This is a genomic window from Citrobacter sp. Cpo015, from assembly GCF_030333035.1.
GTDB classification, from domain to species: Bacteria; Pseudomonadota; Gammaproteobacteria; order Enterobacterales; family Enterobacteriaceae; genus Citrobacter; species Citrobacter portucalensis.
In genome coordinates, this window is sequence record NZ_JAOWGS010000035.1 from 50,156 (window position 1) to 65,629 (window position 15,474).

The 15,474-nt window shown below is 50.8% G+C and carries 15 protein-coding genes; 12 read left to right on the plus strand and 3 right to left on the minus strand.

Annotated elements, in window-relative coordinates; genetic code table 11:
- Window positions 1-126: 126 nt before the first annotated feature.
- Both sodA and kdgT read left to right on the plus strand, forming a co-directional pair.
- On the plus strand, window positions 127-747 hold the full coding sequence (sodA, locus tag OGY67_RS14275; protein ID WP_003825239.1) for a superoxide dismutase [Mn]: 621 nt from the start codon (window positions 127-129) through the stop codon (window positions 745-747).
- 233 nt (window positions 748-980) lie between these two features.
- Window positions 981-1,964: a 2-keto-3-deoxygluconate transporter gene (gene kdgT, locus OGY67_RS14280; RefSeq protein WP_020996114.1), complete on the plus strand. Its 984-nt coding sequence runs from the start codon at window positions 981-983 to the stop codon at window positions 1,962-1,964.
- Between the two features lie 41 nt (window positions 1,965-2,005).
- Here the strand turns inward: kdgT and OGY67_RS14285 are convergent, their stop codons facing one another.
- The gene (locus OGY67_RS14285) at window positions 2,006-2,902 is read right to left on the minus strand and encodes a dihydrodipicolinate synthase family protein (RefSeq protein WP_286574078.1); all 897 of its coding nucleotides are present in this window, start codon (window positions 2,900-2,902) and stop codon (window positions 2,006-2,008) included.
- 152 nt (window positions 2,903-3,054) lie between these two features.
- Here OGY67_RS14285 and yiiM point away from each other — a divergent pair, with 152 nt between their 5' ends.
- From yiiM to OGY67_RS14305, 4 genes are all read left to right on the plus strand, one after another.
- Window positions 3,055-3,729, plus strand: a complete 675-nt coding sequence (gene yiiM / locus OGY67_RS14290) for a 6-hydroxyaminopurine reductase (RefSeq protein WP_020996113.1) — start codon at window positions 3,055-3,057, stop codon at window positions 3,727-3,729.
- Window positions 3,730-3,956: 227 nt separating this feature from the next.
- Window positions 3,957-4,661, plus strand: a complete 705-nt coding sequence (locus OGY67_RS14295) for a GntR family transcriptional regulator (RefSeq protein WP_020996112.1) — start codon at window positions 3,957-3,959, stop codon at window positions 4,659-4,661.
- Between the two features lie 8 nt (window positions 4,662-4,669).
- On the plus strand, window positions 4,670-5,623 hold the full coding sequence (locus tag OGY67_RS14300; RefSeq protein ID WP_048215188.1) for a sugar phosphate isomerase/epimerase family protein: 954 nt from the start codon (window positions 4,670-4,672) through the stop codon (window positions 5,621-5,623).
- A gap of 122 nt (window positions 5,624-5,745) precedes the next feature.
- Window positions 5,746-6,996 (plus strand): MFS transporter, encoded by a 1,251-nt coding sequence (locus OGY67_RS14305; RefSeq protein WP_095533158.1) that lies wholly within the window; start codon window positions 5,746-5,748, stop codon window positions 6,994-6,996.
- A gap of 40 nt (window positions 6,997-7,036) precedes the next feature.
- Here the strand turns inward: OGY67_RS14305 and cpxA are convergent, their stop codons facing one another.
- Both cpxA and cpxR read right to left on the minus strand, forming a co-directional pair.
- Window positions 7,037-8,410 carry an envelope stress sensor histidine kinase CpxA gene (gene cpxA / locus OGY67_RS14310; RefSeq protein WP_003028758.1) on the minus strand — a complete coding sequence of 458 codons (1,374 nt, stop codon included), beginning with the start codon at window positions 8,408-8,410 and terminating at the stop codon, window positions 7,037-7,039.
- Window positions 8,407-9,105 carry an envelope stress response regulator transcription factor CpxR gene (gene cpxR / locus OGY67_RS14315; protein ID WP_003028763.1) on the minus strand — a complete coding sequence of 233 codons (699 nt, stop codon included), beginning with the start codon at window positions 9,103-9,105 and terminating at the stop codon, window positions 8,407-8,409. Before cpxR ends, cpxA begins: the two co-directional genes overlap by 4 nt.
- A 150-nt stretch (window positions 9,106-9,255) precedes the next feature.
- Here cpxR and cpxP point away from each other — a divergent pair, with 150 nt between their 5' ends.
- From cpxP to OGY67_RS14345, 6 genes are all read left to right on the plus strand, one after another.
- Window positions 9,256-9,756: a cell-envelope stress modulator CpxP gene (cpxP, locus tag OGY67_RS14320; RefSeq protein WP_286574079.1), complete on the plus strand. Its 501-nt coding sequence runs from the start codon at window positions 9,256-9,258 to the stop codon at window positions 9,754-9,756.
- A 147-nt stretch (window positions 9,757-9,903) separates the two neighbouring features.
- Window positions 9,904-10,806, plus strand: coding sequence for a CDF family cation-efflux transporter FieF (gene fieF, locus OGY67_RS14325; protein ID WP_003825216.1), 903 nt, complete (start codon window positions 9,904-9,906; stop codon window positions 10,804-10,806).
- Between the two features lie 185 nt (window positions 10,807-10,991).
- Complete coding sequence (gene pfkA, locus OGY67_RS14330; RefSeq protein ID WP_003825214.1) at window positions 10,992-11,954, plus strand: 6-phosphofructokinase; 963 nt, start codon at window positions 10,992-10,994, stop codon at window positions 11,952-11,954.
- Window positions 11,955-12,154: 200 nt separating this feature from the next.
- Window positions 12,155-13,144 carry a sulfate/thiosulfate ABC transporter substrate-binding protein Sbp gene (sbp, locus tag OGY67_RS14335; RefSeq protein WP_286574080.1) on the plus strand — a complete coding sequence of 330 codons (990 nt, stop codon included), beginning with the start codon at window positions 12,155-12,157 and terminating at the stop codon, window positions 13,142-13,144.
- 104 nt (window positions 13,145-13,248) lie between these two features.
- Complete coding sequence (locus OGY67_RS14340; protein ID WP_174770855.1) at window positions 13,249-13,998, plus strand: CDP-diacylglycerol diphosphatase; 750 nt, start codon at window positions 13,249-13,251, stop codon at window positions 13,996-13,998.
- Window positions 13,999-14,071: 73 nt separating this feature from the next.
- Window positions 14,072-15,376: an SLC13 family permease gene (locus tag OGY67_RS14345; protein WP_234096752.1), complete on the plus strand. Its 1,305-nt coding sequence runs from the start codon at window positions 14,072-14,074 to the stop codon at window positions 15,374-15,376.
- Window positions 15,377-15,474: the final 98 nt, after the last annotated feature.

Genomic DNA, 15,474 nt, shown 5'->3' on the forward strand with positions numbered 1-15,474 from the left:
TGATTCATTAAAACCCTGTAAAAAGTACGGCATTGATAATCATTTTCAATATCATTTAATTAACTATAATGACCCAACTGCTTACGCGGCGTTAACACTGGCCGCCCGACAATACTGGAGATGATTATGAGTTATACACTGCCATCCCTGCCGTACGCTTATGATGCCCTTGAACCGCACTTCGATAAGCAGACGATGGAAATCCACCACACCAAACACCACCAGGCTTACGTAAATAACGCCAACGCTGCGCTGGAAAGCCTGCCTGAATTCGCCAGCCTGTCCGTTGAAGAGTTGATCACCAAACTGGATCAACTGCCAGCAGACAAGAAAACCGTACTGCGTAACAACGCGGGCGGTCACGCTAACCACAGCCTGTTCTGGAAAGGCCTGAAAACCGGTACTACGCTGCAGGGCGACCTGAAAGCGGCTATCGAACGTGACTTCGGCTCCGTTGACAACTTCAAAGCTGAATTTGAAAAAGCAGCGGCAACCCGCTTTGGCTCCGGCTGGGCGTGGCTGGTTCTGAAAGGTGACAAACTGGCTGTTGTTTCCACCGCCAACCAGGATTCCCCGCTGATGGGTGAAGCTATCTCTGGCGCTTCCGGTTTCCCAATCGTGGGCCTGGACGTTTGGGAACACGCTTACTACCTGAAATTCCAGAACCGTCGCCCGGACTACATCAAAGAGTTCTGGAACGTCGTGAACTGGGACGAAGCTGCCGCGCGTTTCGCAGCAAAAAAATAAGATCTACGCTTTAACAAAGCCCTGCAAGCGATGCTTGTGGGGTTTTTTTGTGATCAAACTCAATATAAAAACAATGATCCACTTAAATTGAAACAAGGTTTTATTATGCGAGTGGGATCACTTTTATAGTCTCTATGAATGTCTATCTTCTTTTCATCAAGACGGGCGCATCTCAAAGCAAGATGCAATCGCCCATAAAAATTGCCCCATTTTTATGTCTACAGGTGATGGAAATGCAGATCAAACGTACGATAGAGAAAATCCCAGGCGGTATGATGCTGGTGCCGCTTTTCCTGGGCGCGTTGTGTCATACCTTTTCCCCCGGCGCCGGGAAATATTTCGGTTCTTTTACCAACGGTATGATCACCGGTACGGTGCCTATCCTGGCAGTCTGGTTCTTTTGCATGGGGGCGTCGATCAAGCTAAGCGCCACCGGCACCGTGCTGCGTAAATCAGGTACGTTAGTCATCACCAAGATTCTGGTGGCGTGGGTGGTTGCAGCGATTGCTTCACGCATTCTGCCGGAACATGGTGTAGAGGTCGGATTCTTTGCTGGGTTGTCTACGCTGGCGCTGGTGGCCGCGATGGATATGACCAACGGCGGGCTGTATGCCTCGATTATGCAGCAGTACGGCACCAAAGAAGAGGCCGGGGCGTTTGTCCTGATGTCGCTGGAGTCTGGCCCGCTGATGACCATGGTGATTCTGGGAACCGCCGGGATCGCGTCGTTTGAACCACACGTATTTGTTGGTGCGGTATTGCCGTTCCTGATTGGCTTTGCGCTGGGGAATCTGGACCCTGAACTGCGGGAGTTCTTCAGCAAAGCGGTGCAGACGCTGATCCCGTTCTTTGCCTTCGCATTAGGTAACACCATTGATTTGAGCGTGATTGCGCAGACCGGCGTGCTGGGTATTCTGCTGGGCGTGGCGGTGATTATCATCACTGGTATTCCATTGATTATCGCCGATAAACTGATTGGTGGTGGCGATGGTACGGCGGGGATTGCCGCTTCCAGTTCTGCGGGGGCGGCGGTTGCTACGCCTGTGCTGATTGCTGAAATGGTTCCGGCATTTAAACCGATGGCACCGGCAGCAACTTCCCTGGTCGCCACGTCGGTGATTGTGACCTCCATTCTGGTGCCGATTATCACGTCTATCTGGTCGAAAAGGGCCAAAGCAAGGGCGGCAGAAATTGATATTCGTGGCACCGTGAAGTAAGTCTCTTAAGCCGGATGGTCTGCACCATCCGGCTTAATTATTTACCCTTTGACGACAAACACCTCATCGATTGTTCGACACTCACTCTCGTTCAACTCTCCACCGGCATTACGTGACACGCTGGTACAATAGCCAAACTTACGCGATACCACGGTTTTGATGGTGGTGACAAAATCTTCGCCGATGGCATAGATGGACATGTAGGTGCCAATCTGGTCCTGAATATCGCGAAGCGCTGCCAGGTCGCCCTGTTTGAACGCTTCCCGCGCGCTGACAAACAGTTCCGGCATGACGTTGTTCAACCCTGAAATAATCCCCGCGCCACCTGCTAACAGGTTGGGAATGTAGTATTCGTCATAGCCGGACAGCACGGCAAAATCCTCCCGCACGGCGCGGGTGGTCTGAATCATACTGCGGGTATGGGACTGGCAGTCGACGGTGTCTTTAATGCCAGCGAAATTCGGGAACTCGGCGGCGAGGGTGGCTACCAGTTCGGGGGTTAAATCGCAGCCGGTGCGTGCCGGGAAGTTATAAGCAAACCATTTGCCGCTGAGTTTCTGCCCCAACTGACGGAAGTAGCTCAGCAGCTGTTTCGCCGTTTGTCCGTAGTAGTAGGGCGGCAGGATCATCACGGCATCGAAACCTGAGCGATACGCTTCCTGCGCCATCAATAAAACATCATTCTGGCAGGTGGATGAGACGTTGGCGACCATCTTCAGCGAGCTCATGGCGCGGGCCTCGCGGATCAGCAGCAGTCTTTCTTCGAGCGTGAAGGAGGCAAATTCCCCGATGCTGCCCATCAGCAAAATCACGTCGATTTTGGCCTCGGTAAGGCGTTTGAGATGTTGGCTTAGACCGTTGAGATCGATCTTGCCATCATTGTCCATTGGCGTAATGGAAGGACACCAGACGCCAGCAAATTGCGATTGACCAGTCACGTTGTCGACTCCTTATTTGAAATGATGTTTCAAAACCAGATTACATTGATAGCATGTGTCCCTAAGTTTCATGTGAACCGTGCTCTCATTTTGAGCGACTGGGGTAAAATAAATGTGGTGTAATGGGGGAAATTTATCGGGAGAGGGAACAGATGCGATATCCGGTCGATGTTTTTACAGGCAAAGTTCGGGACTACACGGGAAGCCGTCCCAGCGCGATTGCTAAAGTCCAGATTGACGGTGAGTTGATGCTGACCGAACTGGGGCTGACGGGGGATGAACAAGCGGAAACGAAAATTCACGGCGGGCCGGATCGCGCGCTGTGTCACTATCCGCGTGAACACTATCAGCACTGGAGACAAGCGTTTCCGGAGCAAGCGGAGCTATTTGTCGCCCCCGCGTTTGGTGAGAACCTCTCTACTGAGGGGCTGACTGAAGATAATGTGTATATTGGCGACATTTTCCAGTGGGGAGAGGCGCTGATTCAGGTCACGCAGCCGCGCTCGCCGTGCTTTAAGTTAAATTTCCATTTTGGCATCAGCGATATGGCCAGCCAGATGCAGGATGCAGGTAAGACAGGCTGGCTGTGTAGCGTCATCGCGCCTGGTCAGGTGTCAGCAGACGCGCCGTTGATCCTGGCGTCACGCGTGAGCGACGTCAGCGTGCGGGAGGCCATTGCTATCGCCTGGCATATGCCGTTTGATGATTCGCAATATCACCGTTTACTGTCGGCTGCTGGGTTATCAAAAAGCTGGACCAGAACGATGCAAAAGCGCCGTTTAAGCGGCAAGATCGAAGACAATTCCCGCCGTTTGTGGGGAAAATAAACCTACCTTCATCTGGCTATTAAATCAGGTGGCGACACCTGATTTACCTCTCCCCCGTGCTTCATCCCCTGCGTACCAAACCGGGCAAAAACCTGACGGTCACGGTTTGCTTCAAAGCCATTCTTGATACCTGGTCCACAAAAAGAAACTCTGCGTTGAAAAAAAACTTGAGTATTTCCTGCACTCAAATATCTTAGCTTCAAATTGGTTTAAACCAGATGAGCGAAATGAAAAAGAAAAACAATGTTGATGTGCTCAGGGAGCGCTTTGAAAGCTGGTTAAACGAGAAGAATTTACCAGCGGGGTCCAAATTGCCTTCGGAAAGGGAGTTATGTGAGCTGCTGGATGCAAAGCGTATGACCTTACGTCAGGTTCTGATTGAGCTTGAGATCGATGCGCGTATTTTCCGCAAGAACCGCAGTGGTTGGTTTATTTCGTCGAAGCGATTTATTTATAACCCTAAATCACTTTCCAGCTTCAATGCTGAAGCCTGTGCTCAGGGACGTAAGCCTTTTTGGGATTATTTAACCAAAGAAACCATTGATACAGTTCCGCATCATGTTGATGATGTTTTTCTCTCCTCCGGTGACCGCTATTTAGTTACCGGCTGGTGCGGTCTTGATTCACATAAAGTGTTTTACCATGAATCCTATATTGATGCTGATGTTGCGCCAGGATTCATTAATAAATTGGGCAATCAGTCTTTTGCCAGCGTCTGGGAAGATGCGTTTGGCCATGTTTTAAATATCAAAGAAATGATTTTTAAACCGGTCAATATGCCAGAAGTGGCCTGCAAAGAGCTGGGTGTTGCGCCTAATACGTATGGAATTTTAGTAGAAAAACATCGGGCTACCCGAGATAAAAAAGTGGTTCAGGTTGATTTCGAATACTGGAGACTTGAATCAGTGGAACTTGTTATTCGCGATGAATGAGAAAAATAATGGGAAAATGTAACCAAGAACTTCTTGCGGAACGCGCGAGAAATATACCGCTGTACCTACATGCTTATGCTTTTCATCTGAATATGCGCTACGAGAGAGTCCTGCCGGGGGATCTTCTGGATATTGCGCATCAGCAAAAATTGAAGGGTGTAAAAATACATGTTGAGGATGGTGAGTCCCAATCACTGCAGAAACTGAACGATCAGCAGCTACACGATTTTAAAGAGAAGGCCAAAAAATATAATCTGGATGTGCATATCGAAACGAGCGCATCGGATAAGGCGACATTGACGGATGCCATCCGTATTGCTGTTGCTACTGGTGCAACTTCAGTGCGTTTCTACCCGCGTTATGAAGGGCATCTCAACGATGTTATGGCGAAGATTGCCAATGATATTGCGTGGCTGTCTCAGTATGACGATTGCGGACTAAGCTTTACTATCGAACAGCATGAAGATCTGCAAGGCCATGAGCTGGTGACGCTGGTTAACAATAGCGGGATGAAAAATCTCTCTATTCTGTTTGATTTTGGCAACATGATTAATGCCAATGAGCAGCCGCTTTCTGCGTTAGAGGTTATGTCTCCATTAATCACCCAGGTGCATATCAAAGACGCAAAAATTATTAAAGAAGGTAAAGGCTGGGGGCATGAGGCTTGTCGTTCAGGACACGGCGATTTACCCATGGAAGAAATGCTTAAGGCATTATTACTTTTAGGTGAAGATAAACCGCAAGTACATGCTTTTGGCCTGGAAGAAGAAGTTGAATATTATGCCCCTGCATTTCGCTTCGACGATGAGGGTGATAATCCATGGATCCCATGGCGCGATGCAAGTTATACGCCGCTGCCTGACAGCAACATGGTTGATGCGCGACTGGCGCAGGAAAAAGAACATGCTCTTGCCCAAATAAAATACATTCGTGATATATGTGACAAGTTTATAGGCAATTAATTAGTTTTCTTAAAATATTATTAAATGCGGAAAGGATTATGAAAGTAATCCCCTGGCTTTATTAATTATACAATTTAATTTAGATATTTCTCTCAACAAGCAATGAGGGTTTAATCATGTTCATGAATAAATGGGCAAGGCTCTGTTTTTTGATTTTAGGCGGCGGCACGATATTCAAGCTTTCAAGTATGAAAGATGTTTTCTATGTGCCAATGCAGAATGACTGGGGTTTAACTAATACGCAAATTGGGTTGAGCTTTACGGTTTATACGATTGTTCAGACAACTGGACTTTTTCTTTCTCTCTATATCGCAGATCGTTACTCCAAGAAAATATTATTACCGTTCGGTCTGATTGGCGTTGGGTTATGTGGTTTATATCTGGCAACGCTACCGTCATTTACTGGTTATCTCATTTGCTTTGCCGCGATGGCTTTCTTTGCCGATGTGGTTTATTGGCCGGTATTGCTGAAAGCCGTTCGTTTGCTGGGAACGAAAGAAGAACAAGGACGCATGTTCGGCTTTTTAGAAGCCGGACGTGGCGTGGTGGATGTTATCGTTGCATCTGGCGCTCTGTTTGTTTTCGTCCAGTTTGGTGAAGGTAAAGCGGGGATGCAGGCGGGCCTGTTGTTCTATACGGTAATTACGCTTGTGGCAGGTATTGTGACGTACTTTATTGTCGATGATGACAAAGTGAAAGGCGGCGAGAAAACCAGTGCCAACATGGAAGTGTTAAAGGGTATCAAACATGTTTTGTCCTGCCCTAATGTTTGGCTGGCTTCTTTAGGTATTTTCTTCGTTTATGCCGCGTACTGTGGACTGACTTACTTTATCCCGTTCTTAAAAGATATCTATATGCTGCCGGTAGCTCTCGTCGGTGCGTACGGCATCATCAACCAGTATGCGTTAAAAATGGTAGGCGGGCCGATTGGTGGAATGTTGGCAGATAAAGTTGCTAAATCACCGACAGTGTATCTGAAGTGGACGTTCCTGATCTCTGCTGTGGCGATGCTTGTGTTCATGCAGTTACCGCATCAAACAATGAACGTGTATATCGGTATGGCGGCGACATTAGGGTTCGGAGCGATTATCTTCTCACAGCGCGCCATTTTCTTCGCGCCGATGGATGAGATCGGTACCCCACGTGAGTATGCGGGCTCGGCAATGGCATTTGGTTGCATCATCGGTTATATGCCAGCGATGTTTGCGTACACGTTGTACGGCTATTTGCTGGATACCAATAGCGGCATCACTGGCTACAACTATGTCTTTAGCGTGATGATTGCGTTCAGCTTAATGGGCTTTATCTGTTCGACAATTCTGGTGAAGCGGATTAAAAAGCAAAAGCTAGCGGCTGCGGCTGCGGCAGCATAACGTGAGTGCTTCCCCGGCAATAAATGACCGGGGAAGCCTGTTAAGCGCGTTTATACAGCGGTAACCAAATCACCAGCCGTAAACCACCCAGCGGGCTGTCTTCGGCCTTCACCCAGCCACGATGCTGCTGGATCGCGGTTTCCACAATCGCCAGACCCAGACCTGTTCCGCCAGACTCGCGATCGCGCGCCTCATCGGTACGATAGAACGGACGGAAAATCTGTTCTCTGTCTTCAGGGCTAACGCCAGGGCCATCGTCGTCCACGGTGATGGTAATCCCGTCGATATCCACCGCGAAGCCAACTTCAATCTTCGTATGTGAATAGCGCAGGGCATTGCGCACAATGTTTTCCAGCGCACTTTCCAACGCATTTGGGTTACCGTACAGCGGCCACGGACCCGGCGGGAAATTCACCGTGAGTGATTTACCCATCTGCTCAGCTTCAAAGGCGGCGTTATCCAACACTTCACCCCAAAGCTGATTAGCTTTCACTGTTTCGCTGACCAGCGCGTTTTTCTGCTGATTACGTGACATCACCAGCAGGTCGTTGATCATGCTGTCCAGTCGGTGAGCTTCTGTTTCAATGCGCTCCAGCTCTTTGCTCTCACCGCTACGACGGCGCAGCAGAGCGGTGCCCAGTTGCAGACGCGTTAGCGGTGTTCTCAGCTCGTGAGAGATGTCCGACAGCAGGCGTTGCTGTGTGGTCATCATCCGTTCCAATGCCGTCACCATCTGGTTAAAGCTTGCGCCTGCCGCCAGGAACTCCTGCGGACCGGCTTCCAGCTCTGGATGCTGACGCAGGTTACCCTGAGCTACTTCATCCGCCGCGTTTTTCAACTTACGCGCCGGTTTCGCCAGACTCCAGGCAAGCCAAAGCAATAGCGGTGAGCTGACTAACATGGTGACGATCAGCAACAACAGCGGTCGGTCGAACAGCAGGTTGATAAAGTCAGATTGTGAGCTGCTGGCAGGTCGTATGAGATACAGCTGGTAGTTATCTTCACCGTCTCTGACGGAGAAAGGCCCGACCATCTCAACGCGACCGTATTTTTTCTTTTGCGGATGGTCGGCGTTATCGGCCTGACCAATAAAGTTACGAATGATCTGCATTTCGTTGCGTTCTGCGCCGATCACGCGTCCTTCCGTCGTAACAAGTAATAGCCGCTGTCCTGGCGGCGCCCACTTGTCTATCGCCCGAAACAAGCGACGCCACCACATCAAATCGTTGGGTGGATCGTTCGCCAGTTCAGCTTCAACATGTTGCTCAATCATTAACCCCTGGCGCTGCTCGCTGTCCAGTAGCTCGGTCATCTGGCGTGAGTCGAGCTTGGGTAACATCAGTACCAACATCAACACCAGTGCCAGCGTCAACCAGAAGATGGCAAAGATGCGTGCGGTTAAGCTCCCTATCATGAAGCGGAGACCATCAGGTAGCCGCGACCACGCAGGGTTTTAAACCACGGGTGTCCGTCTTTACGCTCTGGCAGCTTACGACGCAGGTTCGAGATATGCATGTCGATCGCGCGATCGAAAGGCGTCAGGCGTTTGCCCAGCACTTCCTGGCTCAGGTGCTCACGCGAAACCACCTGACCGAGATGCTGAGCCAGCAAATAGAGCAGGGTGAATTCGGTGCCGGTTAACTCCAGAATTTGCCCGTCAAAGCTGGCTTCCTGGCGACCCGGATTAAGGCTTAACGCATCTACTTCCAGCGTCGGCGAGCCGTTATCGCTGTTCTGCTGCTGTTCGCTCCAGTGTGAGCGACGTAGAATAGCGCGGATGCGCGCGACCAGTTCACGGTCGTTAAACGGTTTAGGTAAATAGTCGTCCGCGCCCAGCTCAAGGCCAAGTACGCGATCCAATTCGCTGCCGCGAGCGGTCAGCATGATTACAGGTGTCTGGTGTGTCTGACGAAGTGCTTTCAGCGTATCAATGCCGTTTTTCTTCGGCATCATGACGTCGAGCAAAAGTAAATCGATGCTGTCATCCAGAAGCTCAAGCGCCTGTTCCCCATCATAGGCAACCAGCACATCGAAACCTTCCATTTCGAGCAACTCCTTTAACAGGGAAGTCAGCTCTCGGTCATCATCAACTAACAGGATTTTATTCATTGTTTACGTACCTCCGAGGCAGAAATTACGTCATCAGGCGTCGCTAATCTATGACTTTACGTTGTTTTACACCCCCTGACGCATGTTTGCAGCCCGAATCGTAAACTGTCTCTCGTTGAATCGCGACAGAAAAGATTTTGGGAGCAAGTGATGGGCAAAGTTACCGCTGCCGTCATGGCCTCAACGCTGGCACTCAGTACATTTAGCCATGCAGCTGAAGTCGTCACAGGCGATCACTGGCACCTGGGTGAAGGCTCATCGCAACGCAGCGTTCAGAGCCACATGTTTGACGGTATCAGTTTAACCAAACATCAACGTCAACAGATGCGAGATTTAATGCAGCAGGCAAGACACGAACAGCCTCCTGTTAATGTTAGCGAAATGGAGACAATGCATCGCCTTGTCACCGCAGAGAAATTTGATGAAAGCGCAGTGCGCGCTCAGGCAGAAAGAATGGCGCAAGAACAGGTTGCCCGCCAGGTTGAAATAGCCAGGATCCGCAATCAGATGTATCGCCTGTTAACGCCAGAGCAGCAAGCGGTTTTAAATGAGAAACATGAACAACGAATGGAGCAACTGCGCGATGTAGCGCACTGGAAAAAAAGCTCATCGTTGAATTTATTGAGTAGTAGCAACTCACGTTCCCAGTAGTAACCCTGTTTTCCTTGCCATAGACACCATCCCTGTCTTCCCCCACATGATGTGGGGGTTTTTTTTGCCCAAAATTTGTCCCTCGGTTATTGCCTGACTGTTTTACTTCATCCGTTATACTAGCGGCATATCCTGGCAGGAGTGTTTATGAATCAAACCTATGGGCGGCTAGTGAGCCGGGCGGCAATCGCGGCAACCGTGATGGCATCGCTGTTACTTTTGATCAAAATTTTTGCGTGGTGGTACACCGGATCGGTCAGTATTCTGGCTGCACTGGTGGATTCTCTGGTGGACATCGCGGCGTCGTTAACCAACCTGTTGGTGGTGCGCTATTCGCTGCAGCCCGCCGATGATGAGCATACGTTCGGACACGGAAAAGCGGAATCGCTGGCGGCGCTGGCGCAAAGCATGTTTATTTCTGGTTCGGCGCTGTTTTTATTCCTGACCGGGATTCAGCATCTCATCCAACCCACACCGATGAAAGATCCGGGCGTTGGGGTGGTTGTCACCATCATTGCGTTAGTGTGTACAATCATTCTGGTCTCGTTTCAGCGCTGGGTAGTGAAGCGTACGCAAAGTCAGGCCGTTCGGGCAGATATGCTTCATTATCAGTCTGATGTTATGATGAACGGTGCGATTCTCATTGCGCTCGGGCTGGCATGGTATGGCTGGCATCGTGCAGATGCCTTGTTTGCGCTCGGGATTGGCATCTATATTTTATATAGCGCATTACGCATGGGGTATGAGGCAGTGCAATCTTTGCTGGATCGCGCTTTACCCGATGAGGAACGTCAGGAAATTATTGATATAGTGACGTCATGGCCTGGAGTCAGTGGCGCTCACGATCTTCGCACGCGGCAGTCAGGGCCGACCCGCTTTATTCAGATTCATTTGGAAATGGAAGATAATCTGCCGCTCGTTCAGGCGCATTTAGTGGCTGAACAGGTTGAGCAGGCAATTTTACGGCGTTTCCCGGGATCGGATGTCATCATTCATCAGGATCCCTGTTCAGTCGTACCCAAGGAAGGCAAGATGTTTGAGCTTTCATAATTCGTTGTAAAAAAAGTGAACCGGGCCAGCATTTTGTGTATAAATTACCACCATTTGGCCTGACCTGAATCAATTCAGCAGGAAGTGATTGTTATACTATCTGCATATTCGTTGGATCGTTTCGATATGCGGAATCGACTTCCGGCAGCAGATTTCATTTTGCATTCCAAAGTTCAGAGGTAGTCATGATTAAGAAAATCGGTGTGTTGACAAGCGGCGGTGATGCGCCGGGCATGAACGCAGCAATCCGTGGTGTTGTACGTGCAGCGTTGACGGAAGGGCTGGAAGTCATGGGGATCCATGATGGCTACCTGGGTTTGTATGAAGACCGTATGGTCCAGCTTGACCGCTACAGCGTGTCCGACATGATCAACCGTGGCGGTACTTTCCTCGGTTCTGCTCGTTTCCCGGAATTCCGTGATGAAAACGTACGTGCGGTGGCGATCGAAAACCTGAAGAAGCGTGGCATCGACGCCCTGGTTGTTATCGGGGGTGACGGTTCTTACATGGGTGCAAAACGCCTGACTGAAATGGGCTTCCCATGCATCGGTCTGCCGGGCACTATCGACAACGATATCAAGGGCACCGACTACACCATCGGCTACTTCACCGCTCTGGGCACTGTCGTTGAAGCGATTGACCGCCTGCGTGATACCTCTTCTTCTCACCAGCGTATTTCCATCGTCGAAGTGATGGGCCGCTACTGTGGTGACCTGACCCTGGCGGCTGCAATTGCCGGTGGTTGTGAGTTCGTGGTGGTTCCGGAAGTGGAATTCAGCCGTGACGATTTGGTTACTGAAATCAAAGCGGGCATCGCGAAAGGTAAAAAACACGCAATCGTAGCGATCACTGAACACATGTGTGACGTTGACGAACTGGCGCATTACATTGAGAAAGAAACGGGTCGTGAAACGCGTGCAACCGTACTGGGTCACATTCAGCGTGGTGGTTCCCCGGTTCCTTACGACCGTATCCTGGCATCCCGTATGGGCGCCTATGCCATTGAACTTCTGCTGGAAGGTCACGGCGGTCGCTGCGTAGGTATTCAGAACGAGCAGCTGGTTCACCACGACATCATCGACGCTATCGAAAACATGAAGCGTCCGTTCAAAGGTGACTGGCTGGACTGCGCGAAAAAACTGTACTAATTGCAATTGCCGGATGGCGGCTTGCGCCTTATCCGGCCTACATGATGCAAATCGTAGGCCTGATAAGCGTAGCGCCATCAGGCAAAAACTCCACGCCATATATTCCCCCAAGTTATAGCAAATCTTTTTTTATTCTTTAATGTTTGGATGCCTTTCTGGCACGCTTTGCTCATCACAACACTACCTAAGAGAGCTGGGCGATGAACAAATGGGGCGTAGGGTTAACATTATTGCTGGCATCGACCAGCGTTCTGGCAAAGGATATTCAGTTACTTAACGTATCGTACGATCCAACGCGTGAACTGTACGAGCAGTACAATAAGGCCTTCAGCGCGCACTGGAAGCAGGAAACGGGCGACAACGTTGTGATCCGCCAGTCGCACGGCGGTTCGGGTAAACAGGCGACTTCCGTCATCAACGGCATTGAAGCCGATGTTGTGACGCTGGCACTGGCTTACGACGTGGATGCCATTGCTGAACGTGGCCGTATCGATAAAAACTGGATTAAACGCCTGCCTGATAACTCCGCGCCTTACACCTCCACCATCGTGTTCCTGGTCCGCAAAGGCAATCCCAAACAAATTCATGACTGGAATGATTTTATCAAACCGGGCGTGTCGGTCATTACGCCGAACCCGAAAAGCTCCGGCGGAGCTCGCTGGAACTATCTGGCGGCATGGGGCTATGCCCTGCACCACAACAACAACGATCAGGCCAAGGCACAAGACTTTGTAAAGGCCCTGTATAAAAACGTTGAGGTACTCGATTCTGGCGCACGTGGCTCAACCAATACCTTCGTTGAACGTGGTATCGGTGATGTACTGATTGCCTGGGAAAACGAAGCGCTGTTGGCAACGAACGAGCTGGGCAAAGATAAATTCGAGATAGTGACCCCGAGTGAATCTATCCTCGCGGAGCCGACCGTGTCCGTGGTTGATAAAGTGGTGGAAAAGAAAGATACCAAAGCGGTGGCGGAAGCTTACCTGAAGTATCTCTACTCTCCGGAAGGCCAGGAAATTGCGGCGAAAAACTACTATCGTCCACGTGATGCAGAAGTCGCGAAGAAATACGAAAACGCATTTCCGAAGCTGAAGCTGTTCACTATCGACGAAGAGTTTGGCGGCTGGACGAAAGCGCAGAAAGAGCACTTCTCTAACGGCGGTACGTTCGACCAAATCAGTAAACGATAAATAAGTCTCTGATTTACCGACCCGGTGGCCTAGCGCGACCGGGTTTTTTATTTGTCATGGTTTTGCGTTACTCTTGCCCTTCAATGGGATACAGGAAACGCGTAATGAAAAAAGCAGGCTATCTTTTACTGGCGGTGATTGTGGTCGCCGCCGCTGCAGGTATCGGGTACTGGAAATTCACCGGCAACCCGGACGCATTACGACAGATCGTTCTTCAGCAATGCCTGCCGCACCAGTTGCAGCAGCAGGACCCCGCACCATGCGCTGAAGTAAAGCCGGATGCCGGATATGTGGTGTTCAAAGACCGTAACGGCCCACTGCAATATCTGTTGATGCCTACCTGGCGGATCAACGGTACGGAAAGTCCGCTGTTGTTGAAATCAGGCACACCGAACTTTTTCTGGCTGGCCTGGCAGGCACGTAGCTTTATGAGCCAAAAATACGGCCAGGAAATCCCTGACAAAGCAGTCTCTCTGACCATTAACTCTCGTAGCGGGCGTACGCAAAATCACCTGCATATTCATATCTCCTGCCTGCGAACCGATGTCAGAAAGCAGCTGGATGACAACCTGGCGAAAATCAGCACCCGCTGGCTACCATTACCGGGTGGACTGCGCGGTCATGAATATCTGGCACGTCGCGTCACGGAAAATGAACTGGCACAACGCAGCCCGTTTATAATGCTGGCGGAAGAGGTGCCGGATGCGCGTGAGCATATGGGCAGCTATGCGTTGGCGATGGTGCGCCAGAGCGACGAATCCTTTGTCCTGCTGGCTACTCAGCGCAATCTGCTGGCACTGAATCTCGCCTCCGCTGAGGAAATTCAGGATCATCAATGTGATATTCTGCGTTAACCCCACCTAATCTGGCGTTTACTCCGCATGCCTGTCCCCGTATTCTTGTTGAAAAAAACAACAGGAGACAGGCATGTCGCTCTGGCTTACACACCCTCTGTTTATCCCCTCTCTGGTGGTTGGTATCACCATTCTGCTCTGGGCTACGTCGCTGCTGCCGGAGTTTATAACGGCGCTGCTGTTCTTTGCCGTGGCGATGGTGGCCAAAATCGCGCCACCGGATGTGATTTTTGGCGGTTTTGCGTCCTCCGCGTTCTGGCTGGTGTTTAGCGGCTTTGTACTGGGTATCGCGATTCGTAAAACGGGGCTGGCGGACAGGGCGGCGAGGGCGCTGTCATCGAGGTTGACTGATTCCTGGCCGTTAATGGTGGCGAGCGTAGTGCTGCTGAGTTACGCGCTGGCATTTGTAATGCCATCCAACATGGGCCGCATTGCGCTGCTGATGCCGATCGTCGCGGCGATGGCGAAACGGGCTGGAATTAACGACGGCACGCGCGCCTGGTATGGTCTGGCACTGGCCGTCGGGTTTGGGACGTTCCAGCTTTCTGCGACGATTTTACCCGCTAACGTACCGAATCTGGTGATGAGCGGCGCGGCGGAAGGCTCTTACGGTATCCACCTCAATTATCTTCCCTATTTGCTGCTGCATACGCCGGTTCTGGGTTGGCTTAAAGGCGCGGTGCTCATTGTGCTTATCTGCTGGTTGTTCCCTGGCAAGCCGCATGCGCCGCGCGATCTCACTCCGCCGGAGCCGATGAGCCGGAATGAAAAACGTCTGGCCTGGATGTTAGCGGTGGTGCTGTTCTTGTGGGTAAGCGAAAGCTGGCACGGCATTGGCCCTGCGTGGACCGGGCTGGCTGCGGCAGTTATCACATTGCTACCACGGGTTGGCTTTATCAATGGCGACGAGTTTTCCACTGGGGTCAACATTCGTACCTGTATTTATGTGGCGGGTATTCTGGGGCTGGCGATCACCGTCACGCAAACCGGTATTGGTAGCGCTGTTGGCGAAGCGCTGTTACAGGTGATGCCGCTGGATGCGGAAAAGCCGTTTACCAGTTTCCTCGCGCTAACCGGTATTACCACAGCGCTTAATTTTATTATGACGGCGAACGGTGTTCCGGCGCTGTATACCACGTTGGCGCAAAGTTTTGCCGATGCGACGGGATTCCCGCTGCTGTCGGTGATTATGATCCAGGTGCTGGGTTATTCCACGCCACTGTTGCCGTATCAGGCTTCACCGATCGTAGTGGCGATGGCGCTCGGGAAAGTACCTGCAAGGGCGGGGATGCTGCTGTGTATCGCACTGGCGGCGGCAACGTATTTGATTCTTCTGCCGCTGGATTACGCCTGGTTTACGGTGTTAGGAAAACTGTAGATGTATCAAAATGTTAATTTTATGTTTTGTGAGTGAGTGAATTGTATTATGTGCGGCAATATCGGTTAATGCCCGAGCGCAGATTTGCGCACTGGAAA

What these genes read in the sequence shown, in the direction of transcription:
- cpxR (WP_003028763.1), bottom strand. Translation starts at nt 9,105, where the DNA reads ATGAATAAAATCCTGTTAGTTGATGATGACCGAGAGCTGACTTCCCTG.
- pfkA (WP_003825214.1), top strand. Translation starts at nt 10,992, where the DNA reads ATGATTAAGAAAATCGGTGTGTTGACAAGCGGCGGTGATGCGCCGGGC.
- OGY67_RS14340 (WP_174770855.1), top strand. Translation starts at nt 13,249, where the DNA reads ATGAAAAAAGCAGGCTATCTTTTACTGGCGGTGATTGTGGTCGCCGCC.
- kdgT (WP_020996114.1), top strand. Translation starts at nt 981, where the DNA reads ATGCAGATCAAACGTACGATAGAGAAAATCCCAGGCGGTATGATGCTG.
- OGY67_RS14300 (WP_048215188.1), top strand. Translation starts at nt 4,670, where the DNA reads ATGGGAAAATGTAACCAAGAACTTCTTGCGGAACGCGCGAGAAATATA.
- OGY67_RS14295 (WP_020996112.1), top strand. Translation starts at nt 3,957, where the DNA reads ATGAAAAAGAAAAACAATGTTGATGTGCTCAGGGAGCGCTTTGAAAGC.
- OGY67_RS14305 (WP_095533158.1), top strand. Translation starts at nt 5,746, where the DNA reads ATGAATAAATGGGCAAGGCTCTGTTTTTTGATTTTAGGCGGCGGCACG.
- cpxP (WP_286574079.1), top strand. Translation starts at nt 9,256, where the DNA reads ATGGGCAAAGTTACCGCTGCCGTCATGGCCTCAACGCTGGCACTCAGT.
- OGY67_RS14345 (WP_234096752.1), top strand. Translation starts at nt 14,072, where the DNA reads ATGTCGCTCTGGCTTACACACCCTCTGTTTATCCCCTCTCTGGTGGTT.
- sodA (WP_003825239.1), top strand. Translation starts at nt 127, where the DNA reads ATGAGTTATACACTGCCATCCCTGCCGTACGCTTATGATGCCCTTGAA.
- cpxA (WP_003028758.1), bottom strand. Translation starts at nt 8,410, where the DNA reads ATGATAGGGAGCTTAACCGCACGCATCTTTGCCATCTTCTGGTTGACG.
- yiiM (WP_020996113.1), top strand. Translation starts at nt 3,055, where the DNA reads ATGCGATATCCGGTCGATGTTTTTACAGGCAAAGTTCGGGACTACACG.
- fieF (WP_003825216.1), top strand. Translation starts at nt 9,904, where the DNA reads ATGAATCAAACCTATGGGCGGCTAGTGAGCCGGGCGGCAATCGCGGCA.
- sbp (WP_286574080.1), top strand. Translation starts at nt 12,155, where the DNA reads ATGAACAAATGGGGCGTAGGGTTAACATTATTGCTGGCATCGACCAGC.